The 21,311-nt window shown below is 40.5% G+C and carries 19 protein-coding genes and 1 pseudogene; 18 read left to right on the top strand and 2 right to left on the bottom strand.

What is annotated here, in order from left to right:
• Window positions 1-44 precede the first annotated feature (44 nt).
• The 15 genes and pseudogenes from pabB (at window position 45) to JOC31_RS05675 (ending at window position 16,654) form a co-directional block, all read left to right on the top strand.
• Window positions 45-1,754 (top strand): aminodeoxychorismate synthase component I, encoded by a 1,710-nt coding sequence (gene pabB / locus JOC31_RS05745; RefSeq protein ID WP_205017210.1) that lies wholly within the window; start codon window positions 45-47, stop codon window positions 1,752-1,754.
• Between the two features lie 104 nt (window positions 1,755-1,858).
• On the top strand, window positions 1,859-3,115 hold the full coding sequence (locus tag JOC31_RS05740; protein WP_205017209.1) for a bifunctional folylpolyglutamate synthase/dihydrofolate synthase: 1,257 nt from the start codon (window positions 1,859-1,861) through the stop codon (window positions 3,113-3,115).
• Window positions 3,108-4,277, top strand: a complete 1,170-nt coding sequence (locus JOC31_RS05735; protein WP_205017208.1) for a CynX/NimT family MFS transporter — start codon at window positions 3,108-3,110, stop codon at window positions 4,275-4,277. The genes JOC31_RS05740 and JOC31_RS05735 overlap by 8 nt, the downstream gene beginning before the upstream one ends.
• A gap of 252 nt (window positions 4,278-4,529) precedes the next feature.
• Window positions 4,530-5,093: a GTP cyclohydrolase I FolE gene (gene folE, locus JOC31_RS05730; protein WP_205017207.1), complete on the top strand. Its 564-nt coding sequence runs from the start codon at window positions 4,530-4,532 to the stop codon at window positions 5,091-5,093.
• A gap of 10 nt (window positions 5,094-5,103) precedes the next feature.
• A complete protein-coding gene (folP, locus tag JOC31_RS05725) occupies window positions 5,104-5,904 on the top strand; it encodes a dihydropteroate synthase (protein ID WP_205017206.1) in 801 nt (266 codons plus the stop codon).
• 9 nt (window positions 5,905-5,913) lie between these two features.
• Window positions 5,914-6,273 (top strand): dihydroneopterin aldolase, encoded by a 360-nt coding sequence (folB, locus tag JOC31_RS05720; protein WP_205017205.1) that lies wholly within the window; start codon window positions 5,914-5,916, stop codon window positions 6,271-6,273.
• Window positions 6,270-6,755: a 2-amino-4-hydroxy-6-hydroxymethyldihydropteridine diphosphokinase gene (gene folK, locus JOC31_RS05715; protein WP_205017204.1), complete on the top strand. Its 486-nt coding sequence runs from the start codon at window positions 6,270-6,272 to the stop codon at window positions 6,753-6,755. Before folB ends, folK begins: the two co-directional genes overlap by 4 nt.
• 282 nt (window positions 6,756-7,037) lie before the next feature.
• The gene (gene murB / locus JOC31_RS05710) at window positions 7,038-7,946 is read left to right on the top strand and encodes a UDP-N-acetylmuramate dehydrogenase (protein ID WP_205017203.1); all 909 of its coding nucleotides are present in this window, start codon (window positions 7,038-7,040) and stop codon (window positions 7,944-7,946) included.
• A gap of 141 nt (window positions 7,947-8,087) precedes the next feature.
• Entirely contained in the window at window positions 8,088-9,242 is a 1,155-nt protein-coding gene (locus JOC31_RS05705) for an ABC transporter ATP-binding protein (RefSeq protein ID WP_205017202.1), read from the top strand.
• Window positions 9,226-10,020 carry an ABC transporter permease gene (locus JOC31_RS05700; protein ID WP_205017201.1) on the top strand — a complete coding sequence of 265 codons (795 nt, stop codon included), beginning with the start codon at window positions 9,226-9,228 and terminating at the stop codon, window positions 10,018-10,020. Before JOC31_RS05705 ends, JOC31_RS05700 begins: the two co-directional genes overlap by 17 nt.
• Entirely contained in the window at window positions 10,017-10,796 is a 780-nt protein-coding gene (locus JOC31_RS05695; protein ID WP_205017200.1) for an ABC transporter permease, read from the top strand. The genes JOC31_RS05700 and JOC31_RS05695 overlap by 4 nt, the downstream gene beginning before the upstream one ends.
• A complete protein-coding gene (locus JOC31_RS05690; RefSeq protein WP_205017199.1) occupies window positions 10,789-11,856 on the top strand; it encodes an ABC transporter substrate-binding protein in 1,068 nt (355 codons plus the stop codon). Before JOC31_RS05695 ends, JOC31_RS05690 begins: the two co-directional genes overlap by 8 nt.
• Before the next feature lie 210 nt (window positions 11,857-12,066).
• The gene (gene licT / locus JOC31_RS05685; RefSeq protein ID WP_205017198.1) at window positions 12,067-12,912 is read left to right on the top strand and encodes a BglG family transcription antiterminator LicT; all 846 of its coding nucleotides are present in this window, start codon (window positions 12,067-12,069) and stop codon (window positions 12,910-12,912) included.
• A gap of 186 nt (window positions 12,913-13,098) precedes the next feature.
• A pseudogene (locus JOC31_RS05680) lies at window positions 13,099-14,478 on the top strand (PTS transporter subunit EIIC); the annotation flags it as partial.
• 274 nt (window positions 14,479-14,752) lie between these two features.
• Window positions 14,753-16,654: a beta-glucoside-specific PTS transporter subunit IIABC gene (locus tag JOC31_RS05675; RefSeq protein ID WP_205017196.1), complete on the top strand. Its 1,902-nt coding sequence runs from the start codon at window positions 14,753-14,755 to the stop codon at window positions 16,652-16,654.
• 59 nt (window positions 16,655-16,713) lie between these two features.
• Here JOC31_RS05675 and JOC31_RS05670 read toward each other — a convergent pair whose 3' ends face one another.
• Window positions 16,714-17,637 (bottom strand): helix-turn-helix domain-containing protein, encoded by a 924-nt coding sequence (locus JOC31_RS05670; protein WP_205017195.1) that lies wholly within the window; start codon window positions 17,635-17,637, stop codon window positions 16,714-16,716.
• Between the two features lie 168 nt (window positions 17,638-17,805).
• On the opposite strand from JOC31_RS05670, the gene JOC31_RS05665 reads away from it, so the two are divergent.
• From JOC31_RS05665 to JOC31_RS05655, 3 genes are all read left to right on the top strand, one after another.
• The gene (locus JOC31_RS05665) at window positions 17,806-19,242 is read left to right on the top strand and encodes a glycoside hydrolase family 1 protein (RefSeq protein ID WP_205017194.1); all 1,437 of its coding nucleotides are present in this window, start codon (window positions 17,806-17,808) and stop codon (window positions 19,240-19,242) included.
• A gap of 156 nt (window positions 19,243-19,398) precedes the next feature.
• On the top strand, window positions 19,399-20,064 hold the full coding sequence (locus JOC31_RS05660) for an SGNH/GDSL hydrolase family protein (protein WP_205017193.1): 666 nt from the start codon (window positions 19,399-19,401) through the stop codon (window positions 20,062-20,064).
• Window positions 20,065-20,073: 9 nt separating this feature from the next.
• The gene (locus JOC31_RS05655; RefSeq protein ID WP_205017192.1) at window positions 20,074-20,919 is read left to right on the top strand and encodes a patatin-like phospholipase family protein; all 846 of its coding nucleotides are present in this window, start codon (window positions 20,074-20,076) and stop codon (window positions 20,917-20,919) included.
• Between the two features lie 186 nt (window positions 20,920-21,105).
• Here the strand turns inward: JOC31_RS05655 and JOC31_RS05650 are convergent.
• On the bottom strand, window positions 21,106-21,311 hold a 206-nt coding region (locus tag JOC31_RS05650; RefSeq protein ID WP_205017191.1), incomplete at its 5' end, for a transposase.

The raw sequence follows: 21,311 nt of genomic DNA, 5'->3' as shown, positions 1-21,311 counted from the left end.
GGTCTGGACTTTTGGTTCAGGCTTCTTTTTGTTATACTAGATTTATGCATAAGAAAACGGTTATTGATTTTAAAGAATTAGGTAAACGTCTTATTTTTCAGGAAGCCCTTCATGAGTTAAAAGCGCAAGAGTTGTCTGAAGTAAGAGGGATTTTGGAACGTGTCGAACAGTTTCAACAAAAAGGGTATTATGTTGTAGGTTATTTGTCCTACGAGGCTTCTAGGGCTTTTGATGACAAACTAGCTGTCGCTGACCATGCCTTGGCGGGTGAGTATCTAGCCTATTTTACGGTGCACAATGGTGTCAGGGAGGAAGAATTCCCTCAGACTTATGAGGCGGTCGAGATGCCAGAAATCTGGGAAGATTTAGATAGTAAAGAGCATTATGAGGAAGCGATTCGACAGATACACGATAACATTCGTCAGGGAAATACCTATCAGGTCAACCATACCATCCGTCTTAAATCTAGTCTTACTGCTGATAGTTTTGCAATTTACAATCGATTGATGGTAGAGCAGCAAGCAGGGTATAATGCCTATATTGCTCATGATGATGTTGCTATTTTGTCGGCCAGTCCAGAGCTTTTCTTTAAGAAGGAAGGGAGGACTTTGCAGACCCGTCCTATGAAAGGAACGACGAGTCGAGGTCTGACTTATCGTGAGGATTTGGCAAAGCAGTCTTGGTTAGCACAAGATACTAAAAACCGTGCTGAAAACATGATGATTGTTGATCTACTGCGTAATGATATGGGAAAAATCTGTCAGATTGGTTCTGTTGAAGTGGTTGACCTATGCCGGGTTGAACAGTTTTCAACAGTGTGGCAGATGACGTCAACAATAAAGGGTACCTTGAAAGAGGATGCTTTACTGAGTGTTTTTGATGCCCTCTATCCTTGTGGATCGATCACAGGGGCACCAAAGATTGCAACAATGGCTATTATTAATTCCTTAGAAACCCTGCCACGAGGTGTTTATTGTGGGGCTATCGGGGTATGTCTTCCCAATGGTTCAGCTATTTTTAACGTTCCTATCAGGACGATGCAAGTCCAAGGAGACCAAGCCTACTATGGTGTTGGTGGCGGTATTACCTGGGATAGCCAATGGCAGGGAGAATTTGAAGAGACTCGGCAAAAATCAGCTGTTCTTTATCGTCAACAGCCGGTTTATGAGCTTATGTCGACAGGTAAGGTGTCAGGTGGTAAGCTGTACTTAGCTGAAGCTCATACGAGACGTTTACGAGAGGCAGCTGTTTATTTTAACTATAGTTTTGATGAAGCTGCCTTTAGCTTGGAGTTGGAAAGAGTCATTGCAACTTTATCTAGCTCACCACATCGCCTCAGAATGAGGTTGGCTAAAGACGGTAAGGTGTCATTTGATGCTAGTCCTCTAACGGATCTTCCTGAGTCTTATACAACAGTTGCATTGCAAGAACGTGATGTCACTTTATCAGCCTTTGTAACCTTTAAAACGACTTATCGACCGCATATTCCTACAATGGCTAAGGATGTTATCTTTTTCGCTGAGGATGGTCGTTTACAGGAGACAAGTGTTGCCAATCTGATCCTAGAGATTGATGGGCAGTGGTTCACTCCTAAGGTATCAGATGGTTGTTTGGCTGGTCTTTACCGTCAGCGACTCATCGAACAAGGGCAAGTGGTAGAAAAAACCTTGTACTTAGAAGATCTACGACGTGCCGATCGTCTTTTTGCTTGTAATGCTGTTCGAGGATTGTATGACATAGAGCTGATAGAATAAGTAAGAGAGAAGATTGTTGCTAATGCTAGCGAAATCTCACTGTCGTTGAGCCAATTAGGCTTATGGTATAATAGAAGGTATTGTCTTGTAGAAAGAAGGGGTTTATGACTTATCAAGAAGTATTGGATTGGATTCACAGTAAATTGGCTTTTGGAATCAAACCTGGCTTAGAGCGGATGGCTTGGATGCTAAATGAACTAGGAAATCCTCAAGAGTCGCTTAAGGCGATTCATGTTGTAGGGACTAATGGAAAAGGCTCGACAGTTAATGATTTGCAGCATATTCTAACGGCGTCTGGCTATGAGGTGGGAACCTTTACTTCACCTTACATCATGGATTTTAGAGAGCGTATCAGTCTAAATGGCCACATGATGTCAAAGGAGGATTTAGTTGCAATCGCAGAATTAGCAAAACCAGTCGTTGAGCGCTTACCACTAGAGACAGACCTAGAAGCAGCGACAGAGTTTGAAGTCATCACGTTGCTGATGTTCTTATATTTTGGTGCTTATCATCCAGTAGATGTAGCCATTATTGAGGCTGGCATGGGAGGGCGATACGACTCGACCAACCTCTTCAATGCCTTGGCAGTGATCTGTCCGTCTATCGGATTAGACCACCAAGCCGTTTTGGGAAATAGCTACGCTGAGATTGCTAGAGAAAAAGCAGGGGTTTTAAAGGCTGGTGAACCTTTTATCTTTGCATCTGAGAATGCTGATGTTCTTGCCGTTTTTCAAGAGGAGGCGCAAAAACATGCTAACCCTCTTTACCAATATGGTAAAGATTTTGCTATGAAAGAAGCAGGGCAACTCAGCTACATTTCTCCAACCAGCCGTTTATCAGATATAGAGCTAGCGATGCCAGGACACCATCAGGTGGTGAATGCTGCTTTGGTATTGAAGACTTTAGAACTCTTGCAAATAGATTTCCCAAAAGTGACAGAAGAATCGATTCGTCAAGGGTTAGCACAAGCGAGCTGGCTCGGTAGGACAGAATTAATGAGGCCTAATCTGATGATTGATGGTGCTCATAATAATGAGAGCATCGAAGCCTTGGTTGAATTGATGACATCTCGATATCGTGATAAAAAGGTTCATATTCTGTTTTCAGCTATTGATACCAAGCCAATCGAAGGGATGTTGCAACAGCTAGAGCAGTTAGGTGATGTGACAGTCACTAGTTTTGATTACCCTAATGCAGTGGCTTTAGAGGCTTATCCTGAGCGTTACCAATCAATTTTAGATTTTAAAACCTGGTTATCTGAGTGCCAATCTGATAGCACTGACGATTTTTACTTGGTTACCGGATCGCTTTATTTTATTTCGCAGGTTCGACATTATTTATTAGAAAGTAGTTATGACTAAAAAACATTCCCTCTTTTTTGTTCCCGGTATTGTACTGGTTGGAACGGTTTTACGAATTCCTTTTACGACTATACCGACAGTTTTGACAGATGTGGCAGAAGGGCTATCTGTTCCCGTTAGTTCTCTAGGGATTTTGACAAGTATTCCTCTGATTATGTTTGCGACATGTTCTAGTTTGGCTCCCAAGTTAGCTGAAAAATTTGGGTTAGAAAAGCTCTTTACAATGGTACTTTTAACTATGGTTGTAGGCTCAGCGATGAGGGTATTGAACTTACCGTTACTTTATATGGGAACCATGTTGCTTGGTGCAGGGATTGCTATGATGAACGTTTTATTACCGTCAATCATTCAAGCCAATCAACCAGATCGTGTAGGTCCTTTAACGGCTATCTATACGACCTCCATGGGCTTGGCATCTGCCATTGCTTCTTCGGTCGCAGTTCCCGTGGTTCTTGCCACATCTTGGAAGGGGTTGATTTTGATTTTATCTGCGATCGTATTCGTAGCTTTTATCATTTGGCTTCCAAATACAAAATACAACCATTACCCTAAAGTTAATCAAACTGCCTCTTCACAAAATCTTTGGAAAAACAAGAAAGCTCTGGCTTTACTAGTCTTTGGAGGCTTGCAGTCACTGATGTTTTACACTGCTTTGACCTGGTTGCCGACAATGGCAACGCAGTCAGGTTTATCAGCTGAGGCAGCAGGGCTTTTAGCTTCGATTTATTCTCTGATTTCGCTTCCTTTTTCAATAGTTGTCCCAAATCTGACTGAAAAATGGCATGGGAAAAAACGCCAGATTTCTCTAGGCGTGGTTAGCTTATGCGGAGTCATCGGAGTGAGTCTTCTCTTTTTCCAAAACGCTTCTTTTGGCTATTGGTTGATGGTCAATTTACTCATTGGAGTAGCTGTTAGTGCCTTGTTCCCTTATCTACTTGTCATTTACTCGTTAAAAACAGATACGCCAGCACAAACAGCCCAATTATCTGGGATGGTACAATCAGGTGGTTACCTCTTAGCCGCTTTTGGTCCAGCCTTGTTGGGATTGAGTTATGACTACTTTGGGTCATGGCATTTAGCGGTATTTATTTGGCTTGTGTTAGCAATTGTGATGATAGCAGCTCTTTTTTACACAGAAAGATTTGACAAAATCAGTGATTAGAGAGTGGTCGTGTTGATAGAGGTAGAGAAGTTTTCAGGCCTTGGAGTCTAAGATGTCCTATGAAGTTGTAAGAGGCGCCGATGATGTCTGTCAAGGCTAATAAATCGCATCTAAAAAGACTTTTTCAAAATCAAAGAGGTTGGTGTTTCCAATCTCTTTTTGTGTTTTAACAGCTGTTTTTGACCTACCTCTCTTTTAGTTTCCTATAAAATAAGGTATAATAAAGCTATTATTGACAAAAAAGAGGTAGATATGATAGATCAGAAAAAAGCTGAAGCAGCTGTATACCAACTCCTGTTAGCTCTTGGTGAAAATCCTGAACGTGAGGGCTTACTTGATACACCAAAACGCGTTGCTAAGATGTATACTGAGATGTTTGCAGGACTAAAAGAAAATCCGAAGGATCAATTTACGGCAGTCTTTTCAGAAGATCATGATGAGTTGGTTCTTGTGAAGGACATTCCTTTTTATTCGATGTGTGAGCATCATCTAGTACCGTTTTATGGCGTTGCTCATGTTGCATATCTACCGAGTGATGGTCGAGTGACAGGGCTTAGCAAATTGGCGCGTGCTGTAGAGGTAGCAGCTAAACGTCCGCAGTTACAAGAACGATTAACAGCTCAGGTCGCAAGTGCTCTAGAAGAAGCTTTGAATCCCAAAGGTGTGTTCGTAATGGTTGAAGCAGAGCATATGTGTATGACAATGCGTGGCATTAAAAAACCAGGAGCTAAAACTGTTACAACCGTAGCAAGAGGCTACTATAAAGAAAATGCCGACGATCGTCGAGAATTGCTATCCCTCATCCGTGAGAAATAAGAGGTAAGGTATGAAAATTGGTAAGTATGAGGTGGCTGGAAATGCTGCTATAATGGGGATCTTGAATGTTACACCGGATTCTTTCTCAGATGGAGGTGCTTACACTCAGATTGAAGCTGCTTTGAGTCAGGTTGCAGAAATGATTGAGGCAGGAGCAAGCATTATTGATATCGGAGGAGAGTCGACACGACCGGGGGCGAGCTTTGTTTCCGCTGAAGAAGAAATCGAAAGAGTTGTCCCAGTTATTAAGGCGATCAGAGAGCGATTTGATGTGCTAATCAGCATTGATACCTATAAGACAGAGACGGCACGCGCCGCTCTTGAGGCAGGGGCTCATATTTTAAATGATGTTTGGGCCGGTCTTTACGATGGTCAGATGCTTGCACTTGCAGCTGAGTATCAGGCTCCGATTATCCTCATGCATAACCAAGAAGAAGAGATCTACCATAAGATAACTGATGATGTCTGCACCTTCTTGACAGAGCGAGCACAGGTTGCCCTTGATGCAGGTGTCTCTAAGGAAAATATCTGGATTGATCCAGGATTTGGTTTTGCTAAAACAGAGGCGCAAAATATCGAATTGCTAAAAGGACTGGAACAGGTTTGCCAGTTAGGCTACCCTGTTCTCTTTGGTATTTCACGTAAGCGTACGGTCGATTATCTTTTAGGAGGGCAAACCAAGGCATCTGAGAGAGATATGGGAACAGCTGCCTTATCAGCGCATGCTATTTCAAAAGGCTGTCAGATTGTTCGTGTTCATAATGTTTTGGCTAACCGTGATATCGTCAAAGTGGCTAGCCAGTTGGTGTAAGGAGTTTTGATGGATAAGATTATCTTAAATGCCTGTCGTTTTTATGGTTATCATGGTGCATTTCAAGAAGAGCAAACTTTGGGTCAAATCTTTGTCATTGATGTCGAGCTGAGTGTGGACTTACAAAAGGCATCTCAGTCAGATCTTTTAGAAGATACTGTCCATTATGGTCATGTTTTTGAGGTTATTCAAAGACATGCAGAGCAAGAAAAATACGTACTGATTGAACGGTTAGCAGGTGCTATTTGTGATGATTTATTTGAGAAATTTCAACCGATCCAAGCTATTTCAATCAGAATCACCAAAGAAAATCCTCCGATAAACGGTCACTATACGTCAGTCGGTATCGAATTGGAGCGCAGTCGATGAGTTCAGTTTTTTTAAGTTTGGGATCTAACATGGGAGATCGCAAATGGTATTTGCAGACCGCTATTGAGTTACTAGATCAACTGCCTCAGACTCGCCTCGTAGAGGTATCGTCTCTCTATCAAACAGCTGCTTGGGGAAAGACTGATCAGGATGATTTTTTAAATATGGCTTGTCAACTAGAAACCAGATTAGATAAGTTTGATCTGCTTCATCATTGCCAAAGAATTGAAAAGGAACTCGATCGTGTTCGCCATGAGCATTGGGGGCCTAGAACGGTTGATATCGATATCTTACTTTATGACGATGAGATAAGTCAACAAGACGAATTACAGCTTCCTCATCCTTTCATGACAGAGCGCGCCTTTGTTTTGGTACCACTGTTGGAAATTGTCCCAACCTTGAAAAGCCCTGTGAGTCAGGTTGAATATGCCACCCATTTAGCGCAGTTAGATTCTAGTGATGTGGTGAAGGTAGAAAGCTAACAGCTATTATCCTTTATCCTTGCTGAAAAGTAATAGTAGCTACTCGTCAAGAGAAGACTTTTTTGATATAATATTGAGGTTAGGATGAACGTCCTACCTCTTTTTAAATGACTATAGAAATACTTATTTAATATAGTGGATGATTGGTTATTCTAGCCCCTTTGTGGTAAGTGATAACCTCATCCGTAGAGGTCGGATATCTTAAGTGATTTTGATTAAAGTCAGCTTGAGGTCCTACCTCTTTTTCATAGAGGATGATAAGATTGTTAGAGAAAGAAAAAAATGATTGAAAAAATGAAAGAGCTCTTAGTCGGTATCGATATCCGTCATAATGAGCCATTGAAGAAGTACACTTATACGAAAGTTGGAGGACCGGCAGATTACCTTGCTTTCCCACGAAATCGTTATGAGCTTTCACGCATTGTCAAATTTGCCAATACTTATAATATTCCGTGGTTGGTCTTAGGAAATGCAAGTAACCTTATTGTTCGCGATGGTGGTATCCGTGGATTTGTCATCATGTTTGACCGCCTAAATACCATCACCTTGAATGGTTATACGATTGAGGCAGAAGCTGGTGCTAACCTGATTGAGACAACTAAGGTTGCTCAATTTCATAGTCTAACGGGATTTGAGTTTGCTGCAGGTATCCCTGGTAGCGTCGGTGGTGCTGTCTTTATGAATGCTGGTGCTTACGGTGGTGAGATTGCTCATGTCCTTGTATCCGCTCAAGTGATGACTAAAGAAGGTGATATTAGAACCATCGAAACTCGTGACATGCAGTTTGGTTATCGTCACTCTGTTCTACAAGAGACTGGTGAGATTGTCATTTCTGCGAAATTCGCACTCAAACCAGGTGACTATACGATGATCACCCAAGAGATGCACCGTCTTAATCACTTGCGTGCCTTGAAACAACCGCTGGAATACCCCTCTTGTGGGTCAGTCTTCAAACGTCCACTGGGTAATTTCGCTGGTCAGCTTATTATGGAGGCTGGACTCAAAGGGCACCGAATTGGTGGTGTAGAGGTGTCTCAAAAGCACGCTGGCTTTATGGTGAATGTTGCTGACGGTAGTGCTAGAGATTATGAAGACCTTATTGAGGATGTCATTAACAAAGTTGAAGTATCATCAGGGATTACTTTAGAACCTGAGGTTCGTATCATCGGCGATATTGAAAAGGAGTCGTAAGCTCGTTTCGGTTTTAATGATAAGAATAGAAGATGAAGGTGGGATACACTTTGGGTATCCCCTTTGTACTGCCACTTGGCATTAGTGATTGAGCCATCAAATCGAGATAGATAAGGTAGGCTTGTGGAGGATTTATGACAATTGACTAATTCAATTATTGCATTTAATCACGTATCCAAAGTATTTGAGGATAGTGGTACGGTTGTTTTAAAAGATATTAATTTCGAGCTGGAAGAGGGAAAATTTTACACTCTTCTAGGAGCTTCAGGGTCAGGGAAATCAACGATTCTGAATATTATTGCAGGGCTTTTGGATGCGACAAGTGGTGACGTCTTTCTAGATGGCAAACGTATTAATGACATCCCCATTAACAAGAGGGATGTCCATACTGTTTTTCAGTCCTATGCGCTCTTTCCACATATGACAGTCGCAGAAAATGTGGCATTCCCCTTAAAATTAAAGAAAGTTCCTAAAAAAGAGATTGATCAACGTGTTCAAGAAGCTCTTCGCATGGTGCGCCTTGATGGCTTTGGCAAACGTTCCATTCAAAAGTTATCAGGAGGGCAACGCCAACGTGTTGCAATTGCACGTGCTATTATCAACCAACCCAAGGTTGTCTTGCTTGATGAACCCTTATCTGCCTTGGATTTGAAGCTTCGTACTGAGATGCAGTATGAGCTTCGTGAACTCCAACAGCGATTGGGGATTACCTTTGTCTTTGTCACGCACGATCAAGAGGAAGCTTTGGCAATGAGTGACTGGATTTTTGTCATGAACGAGGGAGAGATTGTTCAATCAGGGACGCCTGTCGATATTTATGATGAACCGATTAATCATTTTGTGGCAACCTTTATTGGTGAGTCAAATATCTTACCAGCTGTCATGATTGAAGACTATCTGGTTGAGTTTAACGGCAAACGATTTGAAGCTGTTGACGGTGGTATGAGACCTAATGAACCTGTTGAGGTTGTTATTCGTCCAGAAGATCTACAAATTACCTTGCCAGAAGAAGGAAAACTCCAGGTAAAAGTAGATACGCAACTCTTTCGTGGAGTTCATTATGAGATTATTGCATACGATGATCTTGGAAATGAGTGGATGATTCACTCAACTCGCAAGGCGATCGAAGGTGAAGTCATTGGTCTTGATTTTACTCCTGAAGATATTCACATCATGCGTCTCAATGAGTCCGAGGAAGAATTCGATGCCCGTATTGAAGAATACGTTGAAGTAGAAGAACACGAAGATGGCTTGATCAATGCCATTGAGGAGGAGCGTCATGAAGAGAACCTTTAATCTTTTCTCGATTCCTTACCTTCTGTGGATATTTCTCTTTGTATTGGCACCACTTGCTCTCATTGTCTATAATTCTTTTTTTGATATCAATGGTCGAGCAACTCTGGCCAACTACCAGACCTTCTTTTCATCGTGGACCTATCTACGTATGGGATTCAACTCGATACTTTATGCAGGAATTGTCACCGCTGTTACTCTCCTGATTTCCTATCCGACAGCACTCATCCTTACTCGACTTAAACATAAGCAACTCTGGTTGATGCTGGTTGTTTTACCGACATGGATAAATCTCTTGCTTAAGGCTTACGCTTTTATGGGGATTTTAGGACAAAATGGAAGTATCAATCATTTTCTAACCTTTGTAGGAATTGGTCCTAAGCAAATTTTGTTTACTGATTTTTCATTTGTTTTTGTTGCGAGTTACATTGAAATCCCATTTATGATTTTACCAATTTTCAATGCTCTTGATGATATTGATAACACTGTTATCAATGCTAGTCGAGACCTTGGAGCTAATAGTTGGCAAACCTTTACAAAGGTTATTTTTCCTTTATCACTAAATGGTGTTCGTTCAGGTGTGCAATCTGTTTTTATTCCCAGTCTTAGCTTGTTTATGCTGACGCGTTTGATTGGGGGTAATCGCGTGATTACACTTGGAACTGCCATTGAGCAACACTTTTTAACGACGCAAAACTGGGGTATGGGCTCTACTATAGGTGTCGTCTTGATTGTTGCTATGTTAGCTATTATGTGGGTGACTAAGGAGAGACAACGATGACAAAACTATCTAAAATTTATTTGGCTGTGGTTTTTTTGATCCTCTACCTACCCATTGCTTATTTAATCTTCTATTCCTTCAACAGTGGCGGTGATATGAATGGCTTTAAAGGGTTCACTCTTGAAAATTACCAAACCATGCTATCTGATAGCCGTTTGATGTTGATTTTGGTGCAGACCTTCTTTTTAGCTTTTCTGAGTTCCTTGCTAGCTACAGCGATAGGGACCTTTGGAGCCATTTTTATCTACGAATCACGTCGTCAGTACGAGACAGCTCTCTTATCCTTTAATAATGTGTTGATGGTGGCACCAGATGTTATGATTGGTGCAGCCTTCTTGATTTTGTTTACACGGATACATTTTTCATTGGGACTACTTTCAGTTTTGTTGAGTCACGTTGCCTTTTCAATCCCGATTGTTGTCTTAATGGTTCTGCCTCGATTAAAAGAGATGAATCCTGATATGATTAATGCAGCCTATGATTTGGGTGCAACTAGATCGCAAATGCTTAGAGAGGTCATGTTGCCTTATCTGACACCAGGGATTATCGCAGGTTATTTTATGGCATTCACCTACTCATTAGATGACTTTGCGGTTACCTTCTTTGTGACTGGTAATTCCTTTTCAACCCTTTCAGTTGAAATTTATTCACGAGCACGTCAAGGAATCTCACTTGAAATAAATGCCCTATCAACCTTGGTTACTCTCTTCAGTATTCTTTTGGTAGTCGGCTATTACTTTATCTCTAGTGATAAAAAGGAGGACAAGAATGCGTAGATTATATAGTTTTCTAGCTGGTATTGTACTCATTGTAGCAGCGCTTTGGTCTCTTTCATTTTGGATGCAAAAGCAATCTGGTACCGCATCAGATAAGCTGGTTATCTATAACTGGGGAGATTATATTGACCCAGAATTATTAACCAAGTTTACTAAGGAAACAGGTATCCAAGTTCAATACGAGACCTTCGATTCCAACGAAGCCATGTATACTAAGATCAAGCAGGGGGGAACCACTTACGATATCGCTGTTCCATCTGATTATACGATTGATAAGATGAAAAAGGAAAACTTGCTCGTTAAGTTAGATAAGTCTAAGATCCAAGGGCTAGATGCGATCAGTTCGGATTTCTTAGGGCTTAGTTTTGATCCCAACAATGATTATTCGATTCCTTATTTCTGGGGAACCGTAGGTATTGTTTACAATAAAAAGTTACTGAAGGATTATCCAGAACACTGGTCAGATCTCTGGAAGTCCGACTATAAAAATCAGATTATGCTAGTGGATGGTGCTCGCGAAGTAATGGGGGTTGGTCTCAGTAAGTTAGGTTATAGTTTGAACACTAAAGACTTATCACAACTGAAGGCGGCTGAATCAACCTTAACCCAGCTTATGCCTAATGTGAAAGCCATAGTTGGTGATGAAATGAAGGGGTATATGATTAATGGCGATGCAGCTATTGGAATTACTTTTTCAGGAGAGGCTAGCGAGATGTTAGAGGGTGATAAGGATCTCGTTTATGTGGTGCCAAGTGAAGGATCCAATATTTGGTTTGATAATATTGTCATCCCTAAAACAGCTAAACACTATAAAGAGGCCTACGCCTTTATCAATTTTATGTTGAAGCCAGAAAATGCTGCGCAAAATGCGGAGTACATCGGTTATTCGACACCAAATAGTAAAGCTAAAGAGTTGTTACCATCACAAATAACCAATGATAAGGCATTTTACCCATCTGAATCAACCTTGAAACGTCTAGAAGTTTATGACAACCTAGGGTCGAAGTGGCTCGGTATATACAATGACCTTTATTTACAGGTAAAAATGTATCGTAAATAACTATAGTTGAAAAGAAGTTGGAGCAATTATCTCGAGCTTCTTTTTGTTTATCGTTTCATTCGCTTTAAAAGGAGTTATCAGCTTTGTTAATATGCTTCTTAAAATAACCCTATACTTCAAAATACTTTTGGAAGCACTTTATTTTATGGTTTTTATCTGATACAATGGAAATCAAAAGAAGACGTACTCATTGATGTAAAAGAGGAAATTATGATAATTGACAAGGTATTTAATAACAATATTGTGCAAGTTATAGGACAAAATCAGCTAGAATATATCGTCATGGGGAAGGGATTGGGCTTTCAAAAGAAACCAGGAGATTTTGTCGACCTTGATAAAATAGAGAAAAAGTTTGTTTTAGAAGACGGCGAAACTACTCAAGAACTCTATCGTGTTTACTTGGATTTGCCTACTGAGCAGATGGAGCTGTTTTTAACCATTATTAAATTTGCAGAAGCAGTTTTGGATCAGTCTTTTGAACCGTCACTTTTTATTGCTTTGGCGGACCATTTACAATTTGCTATCCAACGGACCAAAGATAACCTTCCCCTTCACAATCCGCTTGCTTGGGAGGTTAGAAAATTTTACCCTCGGGAATATGAGATTGGCAAGCAAGCTTTGAGACTAACCCAGCATTATTTAGGTATTGAAATGGCAGAAGATGAAGCTGCCTCAATTGCACTCCATTTTGTAAATGCTCAAAAAGATGGTGGCTTGGTGGAAAAAAATCATCAAATCACTCAAATTGTTGTTGATATTTTAGAAATTGTCCGTTTGCACTTTGGTGTCATACCTACTACAGACTCGATTTCTTATAACCGATTTGTGACACATATTCAGTATTTTGCCCAACGTGTGGCAAATGGCTTGATTCAAGGAAAAAATGACGCCTTCTTATTTGAGCAAGTCCAAGTGAATTATCCTAAAGCCTTTCAATGCACGTCACGTGTCAAAAATTATGTAGAACAAGCCAATCCTGACTTTAAAATGGGGCAAGACGAACAGGTGTACCTAACAATTCACATTCAACGTCTGAATGAGAGTCATCACTCCTAAAATTTTCCGTCAAATTGTTTGCAATGTTCAGAACAAACTGATACTATTTGTGAGTAGAGTAAGATAATTATTAGAGCTGAATGGATACAGGATAAACAGCAGGCGGTATGTGTGCTTGTTGCATTTATTTGGTATTTGTTTGGTTTTTTATGTTTTCTTAGCCTAACAAATGGAGAGGAGCCAAACATGGCCTTGTATACAAAGTTAGCCCAAGCTATTTTAACCCATATCGGTGGTAAAGAGAACGTCGATAGTTTGCAGCATTGTGTGACCCGTTTACGGTTTGAATTGAAAGATGAGTCAAAAGTGGACGAGGAGTCACTGAAAAAACTATCTGGTGTTGTTTCAGCTGTTCAAGCTGGTGGACAATACCAAGTCGTTATTGGAAACCACGTCGCAGATGTCTACGACGAACTAGATCGTCTAGGAGGTTTTTCAAGGACAGGCTTATCAGAAGAGAACCCTACAGCAAAAAAAAGCAATCCGTTTAATCGTTTTGTTTCGCTTGTTTCAAGTATTTTCCACCCCTTCCTAGGTCCTTTGGCCGCTGTTGGTATCATTAAGGGTGTGATTGCTATTATGGCTGCTTTTGGGCTAACTGCTACGAATAGCTCAATGTATGTGATTCTAAAAGCAGCAGGAGACGGATTCTTCCAATTCTTCCCAATTTTGATTGCTATAACATCGGCGCGTCGTTTCAAAGTGAACGAATTTACCGCCTATGCGATTGCGGCAGCTTTGGTGTATCCAGATATCTCAACGGCAGTAGGAGATTTGGCTAAAGCACATTCTGATCAGGTTTTAGGTGTCATTCCATTTGCCTTGCCATCAGGTGGTTACCTGTCAACAGTTATGCCAGCTATTTTAGCTATCTGGGTTGCTTCTTATGTTCAACATTTCTTCGAAAAAATCACCCCTAATGTTATCAAGGTGTTTATGGTACCATTGTTGACGATTGTGATCACTGTCCCACTGACTTTCTTGGTGGTTGGACCTGTTGCTAATACCTTATCAGGCTGGTTAACCTCAATCTTCCAAGCGATTATGGGACTTAGTCCAGTAGCCTATGGCTTTATTTTAGGGCTTTTGTGGCAAGTTCTCGTTATGTTTGGACTTCATTGGGCCTTGGTACCACTCGGTATTTTGGATATTGCAACCAATGGACACTCAGCAATCTTATCAGCAGGCTTATTGCCTTGCTTTACGCAAGTCGGTGTTCTAGGGGCTATTATGTTGAAAACAAAAGAAGATAAGGTTCGTACTATTTCTGTACCCGCTTTTATCTCAGCTATCTTCGGTGTCACTGAACCAGCGATTTACGGGGTAACGCTACCTATGAAGGTACCGTTTTACATTTCATGTCTTGTCTCAGGGTTTATGGGAGCTGCAATGATGGGACTCAATATTCCTATGTATGCTGCAGGAGCAAAAGGAGTCTTTTTATTCCCAACCCTAATTGGGGCAGATGGTAATTTGGAAAAACTTTGGTTTGCCCTTATGATTGCTGCTGTAGGAACGGTCGTGTCATTTGCTGCTCAATTGATGCTACCTGTTTCTGCCCTTTATGATAAAGATCTTGAAAATAATATTTAGTTAAGAATTGTTGTTTAAAAAGTCACTTTTGTGTGACTTTTTTTCTTATTATTGTGATGAAACCACTTGCAATTTTCAGAATAAACTGTTAATATAACAACATAAGGATTGTTACTGGTTAGCAGGCAAAACCTAAATAAATACGAAATAGATGACGAGTTTTTGGCTTGTTGGATTTATTTGGTATTTGTTTAGGTTTTTTCTATTTTAGCTTTAAAATACCAGTAAAGATGGAAAGGAGCCGTATATGGCTAAAGATTATACAGAATTAGCTAAAGACATTTTAGATCACGTCGGTGGTAAAGAAAATGTTAATAGTCTAAAACATTGCGTGACCCGCTTGCGTTTTGATTTGAAAGATGAATCAAAAGCAGATGATGACTACTTGAAACAACGTGATGGCGTTGTAACGGTTGTCAAAGCAGGGGGACAATACCAAGTGGTTATTGGAAACCACGTTCCAGATGTCTATGCAGATGTGATTAAAGTAGGAGGTCTTTCTGCTGGAGGAAGTATAGACGTGGATGAAGGAGATGCTCCAAAAGGAAATTTATTTGACCGCTTTGTTTCTTTAGTTTCAAGCATTTTCCAACCTTTCTTGGGGCCTTTGGCAGCTGCAGGTATTATCAAGGGTGTTGTTGCTATTATGGCAGCGTGCGGGTTGAGCGCAGCAAATAGCTCTATGTATGTTATCTTGAATGCGGCTGGAGATGGATTCTTCCAATTTCTTCCAATATTAATCGCTATTACATCAGCACGTCGCTTCAAGGTTAATGAATTTACAGCTATTGCGATTGCGGCTGCCTTGGTTTACCCAGACATCTCAACTGCTGTAGATGGCCTTGCAAAGGCTAATGCTAACCATGTTTTGGGGCTTATTCCTTTCGCTCTACCTTCAGGGGGCTACCTTTCTACTGTAATGCCTTCTATTCTAGCGATTTGGGTAGCATCTTATATTCAAAAATTCTTTGCAAAATTCACACCTGATGTTATCAAGGTTTTCGTTGTCCCTTTCTTTACCATTGTCGTTACGGTTCCATTAACCTTCTTACTAGTAGGGCCAATTGCTAATGCCTTCTCAGGATTCCTAACTTCTTTCTTCCAAACTATCATGGGATTCAGCCCGATCGTTTATGGTTTTGTTCTTGGTATGCTATGGCAAATCCTTGTTATGTTTGGAATGCACTGGGCCTTGGTACCACTTGGATTATTAGATGTGGCGACAAATGGACACTCTACTATTCTAGCAGCGGCATTGTTACCATGTTTCACTCAGACTGGGGTTTTGGGAGCAATCATGCTTAAAACTAAGGAAGATAAAGTCCGTACAATCGCTATGCCAGCCTTCATTTCATCTATCTTTGGGGTGACTGAGCCAGCAATTTATGGTGTGACTCTTCCGATGAAAGTACCATTTTATATCTCATGTGCGATCTCAGGTCTTCTGGGAGCTGCGATGATGGGATTCAATATTCCGATGTATTCTGCTGGGGCAATGGGTATCTTTGTTTTCCCAACTCTTATCGGACCAGACGGTAATCTCAGCAAACTATGGTTGGCTATTATTATCGCTATTGTAGGTGGTATTCTTGCCTTTGTTATTCAATTATTTGCTCCCGTTCCTTACCTCTATGGTGGACCAAAAGAAGAAGCTCCAGCTCCTAAAACAGAAGAAGCTGACTTGAAAGAACTTCAACAAGAAATTATTGCTAGTCCAATGATTGGTAATGTTATCGCTCTTGAAAATGTGCCAGATGAAGTCTTTGCATCAGGTGCTATGGGAAATGGTATTGCCATCGATCCATTGGATGGTGTGGTTGTCGCACCTGCAAATGGTGAGATCACCCTAGTATTTCCAACAGGACATGCGATTGGAATGCGTACAGATAATGGCGTAGAACTCTTGATCCATGTCGGCATGGACACCGTATCTTTGGCAGGTAAAGGCTTTAAGACATTTGTAGAAGTTGGGCAAAAGGTGCAAGCAGGACAAAAAGTGTTAGAGTTTGATCTAGCAACCATTCGAGATGCAAAATTGCCTGTTATTTCTCCAGTTATCGTGACTAATTCAGCAGATTTTGAGGATGTGTTAACAACCCAAGAAGCTCGTGTCAACAGTGGTGATTACCTACTAACAACTGTAAAATAACTAAAAAACGTTTGACCAATTAGTCAAACGTTTTTTGATTAGCGATTGTAAGTAAAAGGTTAGTCATCTAACCAATCATGATTGGCGGGGTTGATAAGCGTACGTCCTTCTTTGGGTTTCGTAAACTGTTTACGGTATTGACTTGGAGTCATCTGGTAGTAGCGTTTGAACTGTCGATTAAAATTAGATAGGTTATTAAATCCAATGCTGGTAGCAACTTCTAGAATAGGAGTTGTCGAATTGATTAAGATATCACAAGCCTTGTTTAAACGGACTTGTATCACAAATTCAGTACAAGATGTCCCTGTATGTTGTTTAAAAATGGTCATAAAATGTGTTTTGCTGTAACCTACAAACTCAGACAGAAATTCAATCGATAGACTTTCTTGGTAATTATTATTGATGTAATCAATAAGCTCACGGATTTTTTCATTTTTTCGGTAAGTGTCATCAGTATGCTTTCGAACAACATAGCGATAGTAGTAGAGGAGATAGATAAATTCGTGTAGTTTTGATTTTAGCAAAATTTCAAAGTGACGTCCTTCGTCTCGGCAGAGAGATAGGATAGACATCAAACAGCTTTTTATAGCATCGTAGCCCTCCATACCCTTTTGAATACGGGGAATAAACTTGAAATTACTCGTTTGTAAAGGCTGAAGATAACGCAAACTCACCTGATCAACGATAGAATAGCCAATCATATCTAAGTGAAATTTGACAGTCTCCATGTCATGCTCTGTTTTGATGATGGGGTGAATAGAGTGCATCCCGTTAGGACGAATCAGTATGATATCCCCTTCTTGGCTATCAAAATAATCGTAGTCAATGTGAAATCGTGCAGATCCCTTATGGATGTAATTGATTTCCATCTCGGGGTGCCAATGAAAGAGGATATCGGGTCTGCTATCAATCACATGCGTTTGGAAATAATCATAGGGTAACAAATGCCCTAGAGATGATGTTTGAGTTGTATTAGAAACCATAGGCCTCCCTCCGTATGAAAGATTTTGATAGTACTATTCTACCATAAAACGGCTGAAAATTCAGACGATAAAAGAGGATAGTACTAGTTTTTGACAGGATAGTGTTGGTAAGGTTTTCAAAAATCATCTATAATAACAGTATCTTAAAGCAATGATGGAGGTTAACAAATGACAAACGTATTTCCAGAGAATTTCTTATGGGGTGGAGCAACAGCAGCCAATCAGTTTGAAGGAGCTTATAACGTGGATGGCAAGGGACTTTCAGTCCAAGATGTGACACCAAGAGGAGGTGTTCCAGCAAATGAAGGGGACCTTAATCCCTTGATCACTGAGGAACCAACAGTTGACAACTTAAAACTTGAGGGGATTGACTTTTATCACCGTTATAAAGAAGACATCGCTCTTTTTGCAGAGATGGGCTTCAAAGTGTTCCGTCTGTCTATCGCCTGGAGCCGTATTTTTCCAAATGGTGACGATAAAGAGGCTAATGAGGCGGGGCTGGCCTTTTATGATGCTGTTTTTGACGAGTTGGCTAAGTACGGCATTGAACCACTAGTGACCTTATCACATTATGAAACTCCTCTTAACCTTTCTAGAAAATATAATGGCTGGGCTAACCGTGATTTGATTGGCTTTTATGAAAACTATGTTCGTACTGTTTTCACCCGTTATAAGGACAAGGTAAAGTATTGGCTAACATTTAACGAAGTCAACTCAGTGCTTCATGCACCTTTTATGTCAGGTGGTATTGCAACACCTGTTGAAGACTTGTCAAAACAAGACCTTTATCAGGCTGTCCATCATGAGTTAGTTGCTTCAGCCTCTGCAACAAAGATTGGTCATGAGATTAACCCTGATTTCAAAATTGGTTGTATGGTTTTAGCAATGCCTGCCTATGGGATGACGTCAAATCCATTGGATCAACTAGCTGTTCGTGATTTTGAAAATCAAAATTATCTGTTTTCAGATATTCATGCCCGTGGAAAATACCCAAATTACATTAAACGTTTCTTCAAGGAAAACGGTATTGATATCCAATTTGCTCCAGAAGACGAAGCCATTTTAAAAAATACAGTGGATTTCATTTCCTTCTCTTATTACATGAGCGTAGCAGCCGCTCACGATCCTGAGACCTATGCTTCTGGACGTGGTAATGTCTTGGGAGGATTGACAAACCCTTATTTGGAATCATCTGAGTGGGGTTGGCAAATCGATCCAGTCGGACTCCGTTTAGTTCTTAACGATTTCTATGACCGCTATCAATTACCTCTCTTTATCGTAGAAAATGGTATAGGTGCCAAGGATATTCTTGTTAACGGTGTCAATGGACCAACTGTTGAAGACGACTACAGGATTGATTATCTCCAAAAACACTTGGTGCAGGTTGCTGAAGCACTTCAAGATGGCGTTGAGCTTTGGGGTTACACAACCTGGGGACCAATTGATTTGGTATCTGCCTCAACAGCAGAGCTAAGCAAACGTTATGGCTTTATCTACGTTGACCGTAACGATGATGGCAGCGGTAGCTTGGCACGTTACAAGAAAAAATCATTTGACTGGTACAAGGAAGTGATTGCGACAAATGGACAATCCTTACTGAATTAAATTAGTTAAAATCCCTAAAGAGGCAGACTCTCCAGTGCTCTTTAGGGAATTTTTGTGTATTGCTAATTTTGAACCTGTACTATTTTTGTAAAAGCTTAGCATTTTGGGAGAAAAAGTAGTAGAATGAAGCTATTATGAGATAAGGAGATTCATGTCATGAATGAGTTGAATAAGGTAACTCCAGAAGCTACCAATAATCCTTCTAAAGAGGTTGAAACAGGAAGTGAGCAACTGCATCACTATCAATTAGAGAGACTAGCTTCCTTTGGGGAAGAAAGAGTTTATAACAATCCAATTATATTTGCGGGAGATTCAATTATAGAGTTTTTTCCTTTAAAAAAATTTCTCGGACGAGACTACCCTTTAGTGAATAGAGGAATAGCTGGAACCGATAGTATTTGGCTACTGAATCATCTTGAAGAACAAGTTTTAAAGTTTTCTCCAATAAAGTTAGTCATTGCTATAGGGGTTAATGATTTAGGGCGCGGCTATCCTATTGCAGATATTATCAATCGTCTGGCAGAGTTGGTGGGACAGATTAAGATTTTTTTACCTCAAACCACTCTCTACGTTCAGTCTGTTTTGCCTGTTAACGAGAGCCCTGCCTATGCTGACAAGGTTAAGGTGAGACGAAATACTGCTATTCAAGAGTTAAATACGCGCCTAGCCTTGCTTTCGGGTATCGAGTTTATCGATGGGTATGATCTTTTGTTAGATGAGACAGGACAATTAGCAGAGCCCTACACTACAGATGGCCTCCATCTCACACAGGAAGGCTATGCTCGACTAGCTCCAGCATTCAAAGCTGTGTTAGAGGAGTAGGAGGTCAGTATGGCAGTTGGATTAGTCTTAGAAGGTGGAGGCATGCGAGGTCTCTATACAGCAGGCGTTTTAGATGCTTTTTTAGAAGCAGGAATTAAGGTTGACGGTATTGTCTCTGTGTCTGCAGGAGCTCTTTTTGGTGTTAATTACGTCTCCGGTCAAAAGGGGCGGGCACTACGCTATAACAAACGCTTCATCAAGGATCCCAATTACATGGGCTTGAGGTCTTGGTTAAAGACTGGAAATGTCGTTAATAAGGAAATGGCCTATTATCGCATCCCCATGGAGCTAGATATTTTTGATCAAGACGCTTTTGCTCAAGCAGACATCCCTTTTTATGTTACAGTAACGAATGTAGAGACAGGTCAAGCAGAGTATCTTAAAATCGATGATGTCTTTAAACAGATGGAAGCACTGAGGGCTAGTTCAGCTCTCCCTATTGCCTCTAAAATAGTCAACTACCAAGATCGTCTTTATTTAGATGGAGGTCTATCTGATTCGATTCCTCTTACGTTTGCTAAGAGCCTCGGCTATGAGAAACTGATTGTTATTTTGACGCGTCCCAAAGGCTATCGTAAAAAGTCTTCTTCAGGGCGTCTCTATAAATTACTTTATCGTAAGTATCCTAACTTTGTTAAGACAGCCATCAAACGACCTGAAGCCTATAATCTCAGCTTGTCACAAATCGAAGCAGCAGAAGAAACAGGAGAGATATTTGTCATTAGACCTAGTCAACCATTGTCTATCGGACGCTTAGAAAAAAATCCTGATAAATTTGATGAGATTTACCAAATAGGTACTGCAGATGGTGACAATGTAAGTGGTTCTTTAAAAGAGTATTTAGATACTATATAAAAGTATCTGACTACTTGTTGTGGTTGCGTTTTTTTTTATGATGTCGCTAGAAAGTCAATAGAAGAAAAGAGGACTAAAAATTGATCATAAGGTTAGATGAGCAGTTGAGGCTTAGATCATTTGATGGTGAATATGCGTTTGCGCTAACGTGGTATCAAGATAAGGAATACCCGTTGTGCTAGTTAATTAGGCATAATCAAGAGAATATTTCAAACTCAACCCCAATTCATTATGACTACTTTCAAGCATAAGAGAATAGGTAAGCAATATTGCCTCTGTTCTAAATTTGAATGCCCTTAAGTTTCGGCAACGTAAACACTCGATTCCAAATCGCTCTAAATTCGAAAATACGGTCTCTATGGGCTTTCTCAAACGACTGATTCTGTAATTGT

This window comes from Streptococcus saliviloxodontae, assembly GCF_016908655.1.
Lineage (GTDB): Bacteria > Bacillota > Bacilli > Lactobacillales > Streptococcaceae > Streptococcus > Streptococcus saliviloxodontae.
The sequence above is the reverse complement of the archived record's forward strand: the minus strand, read 5'-3'. Positions and strand labels throughout refer to the sequence as shown.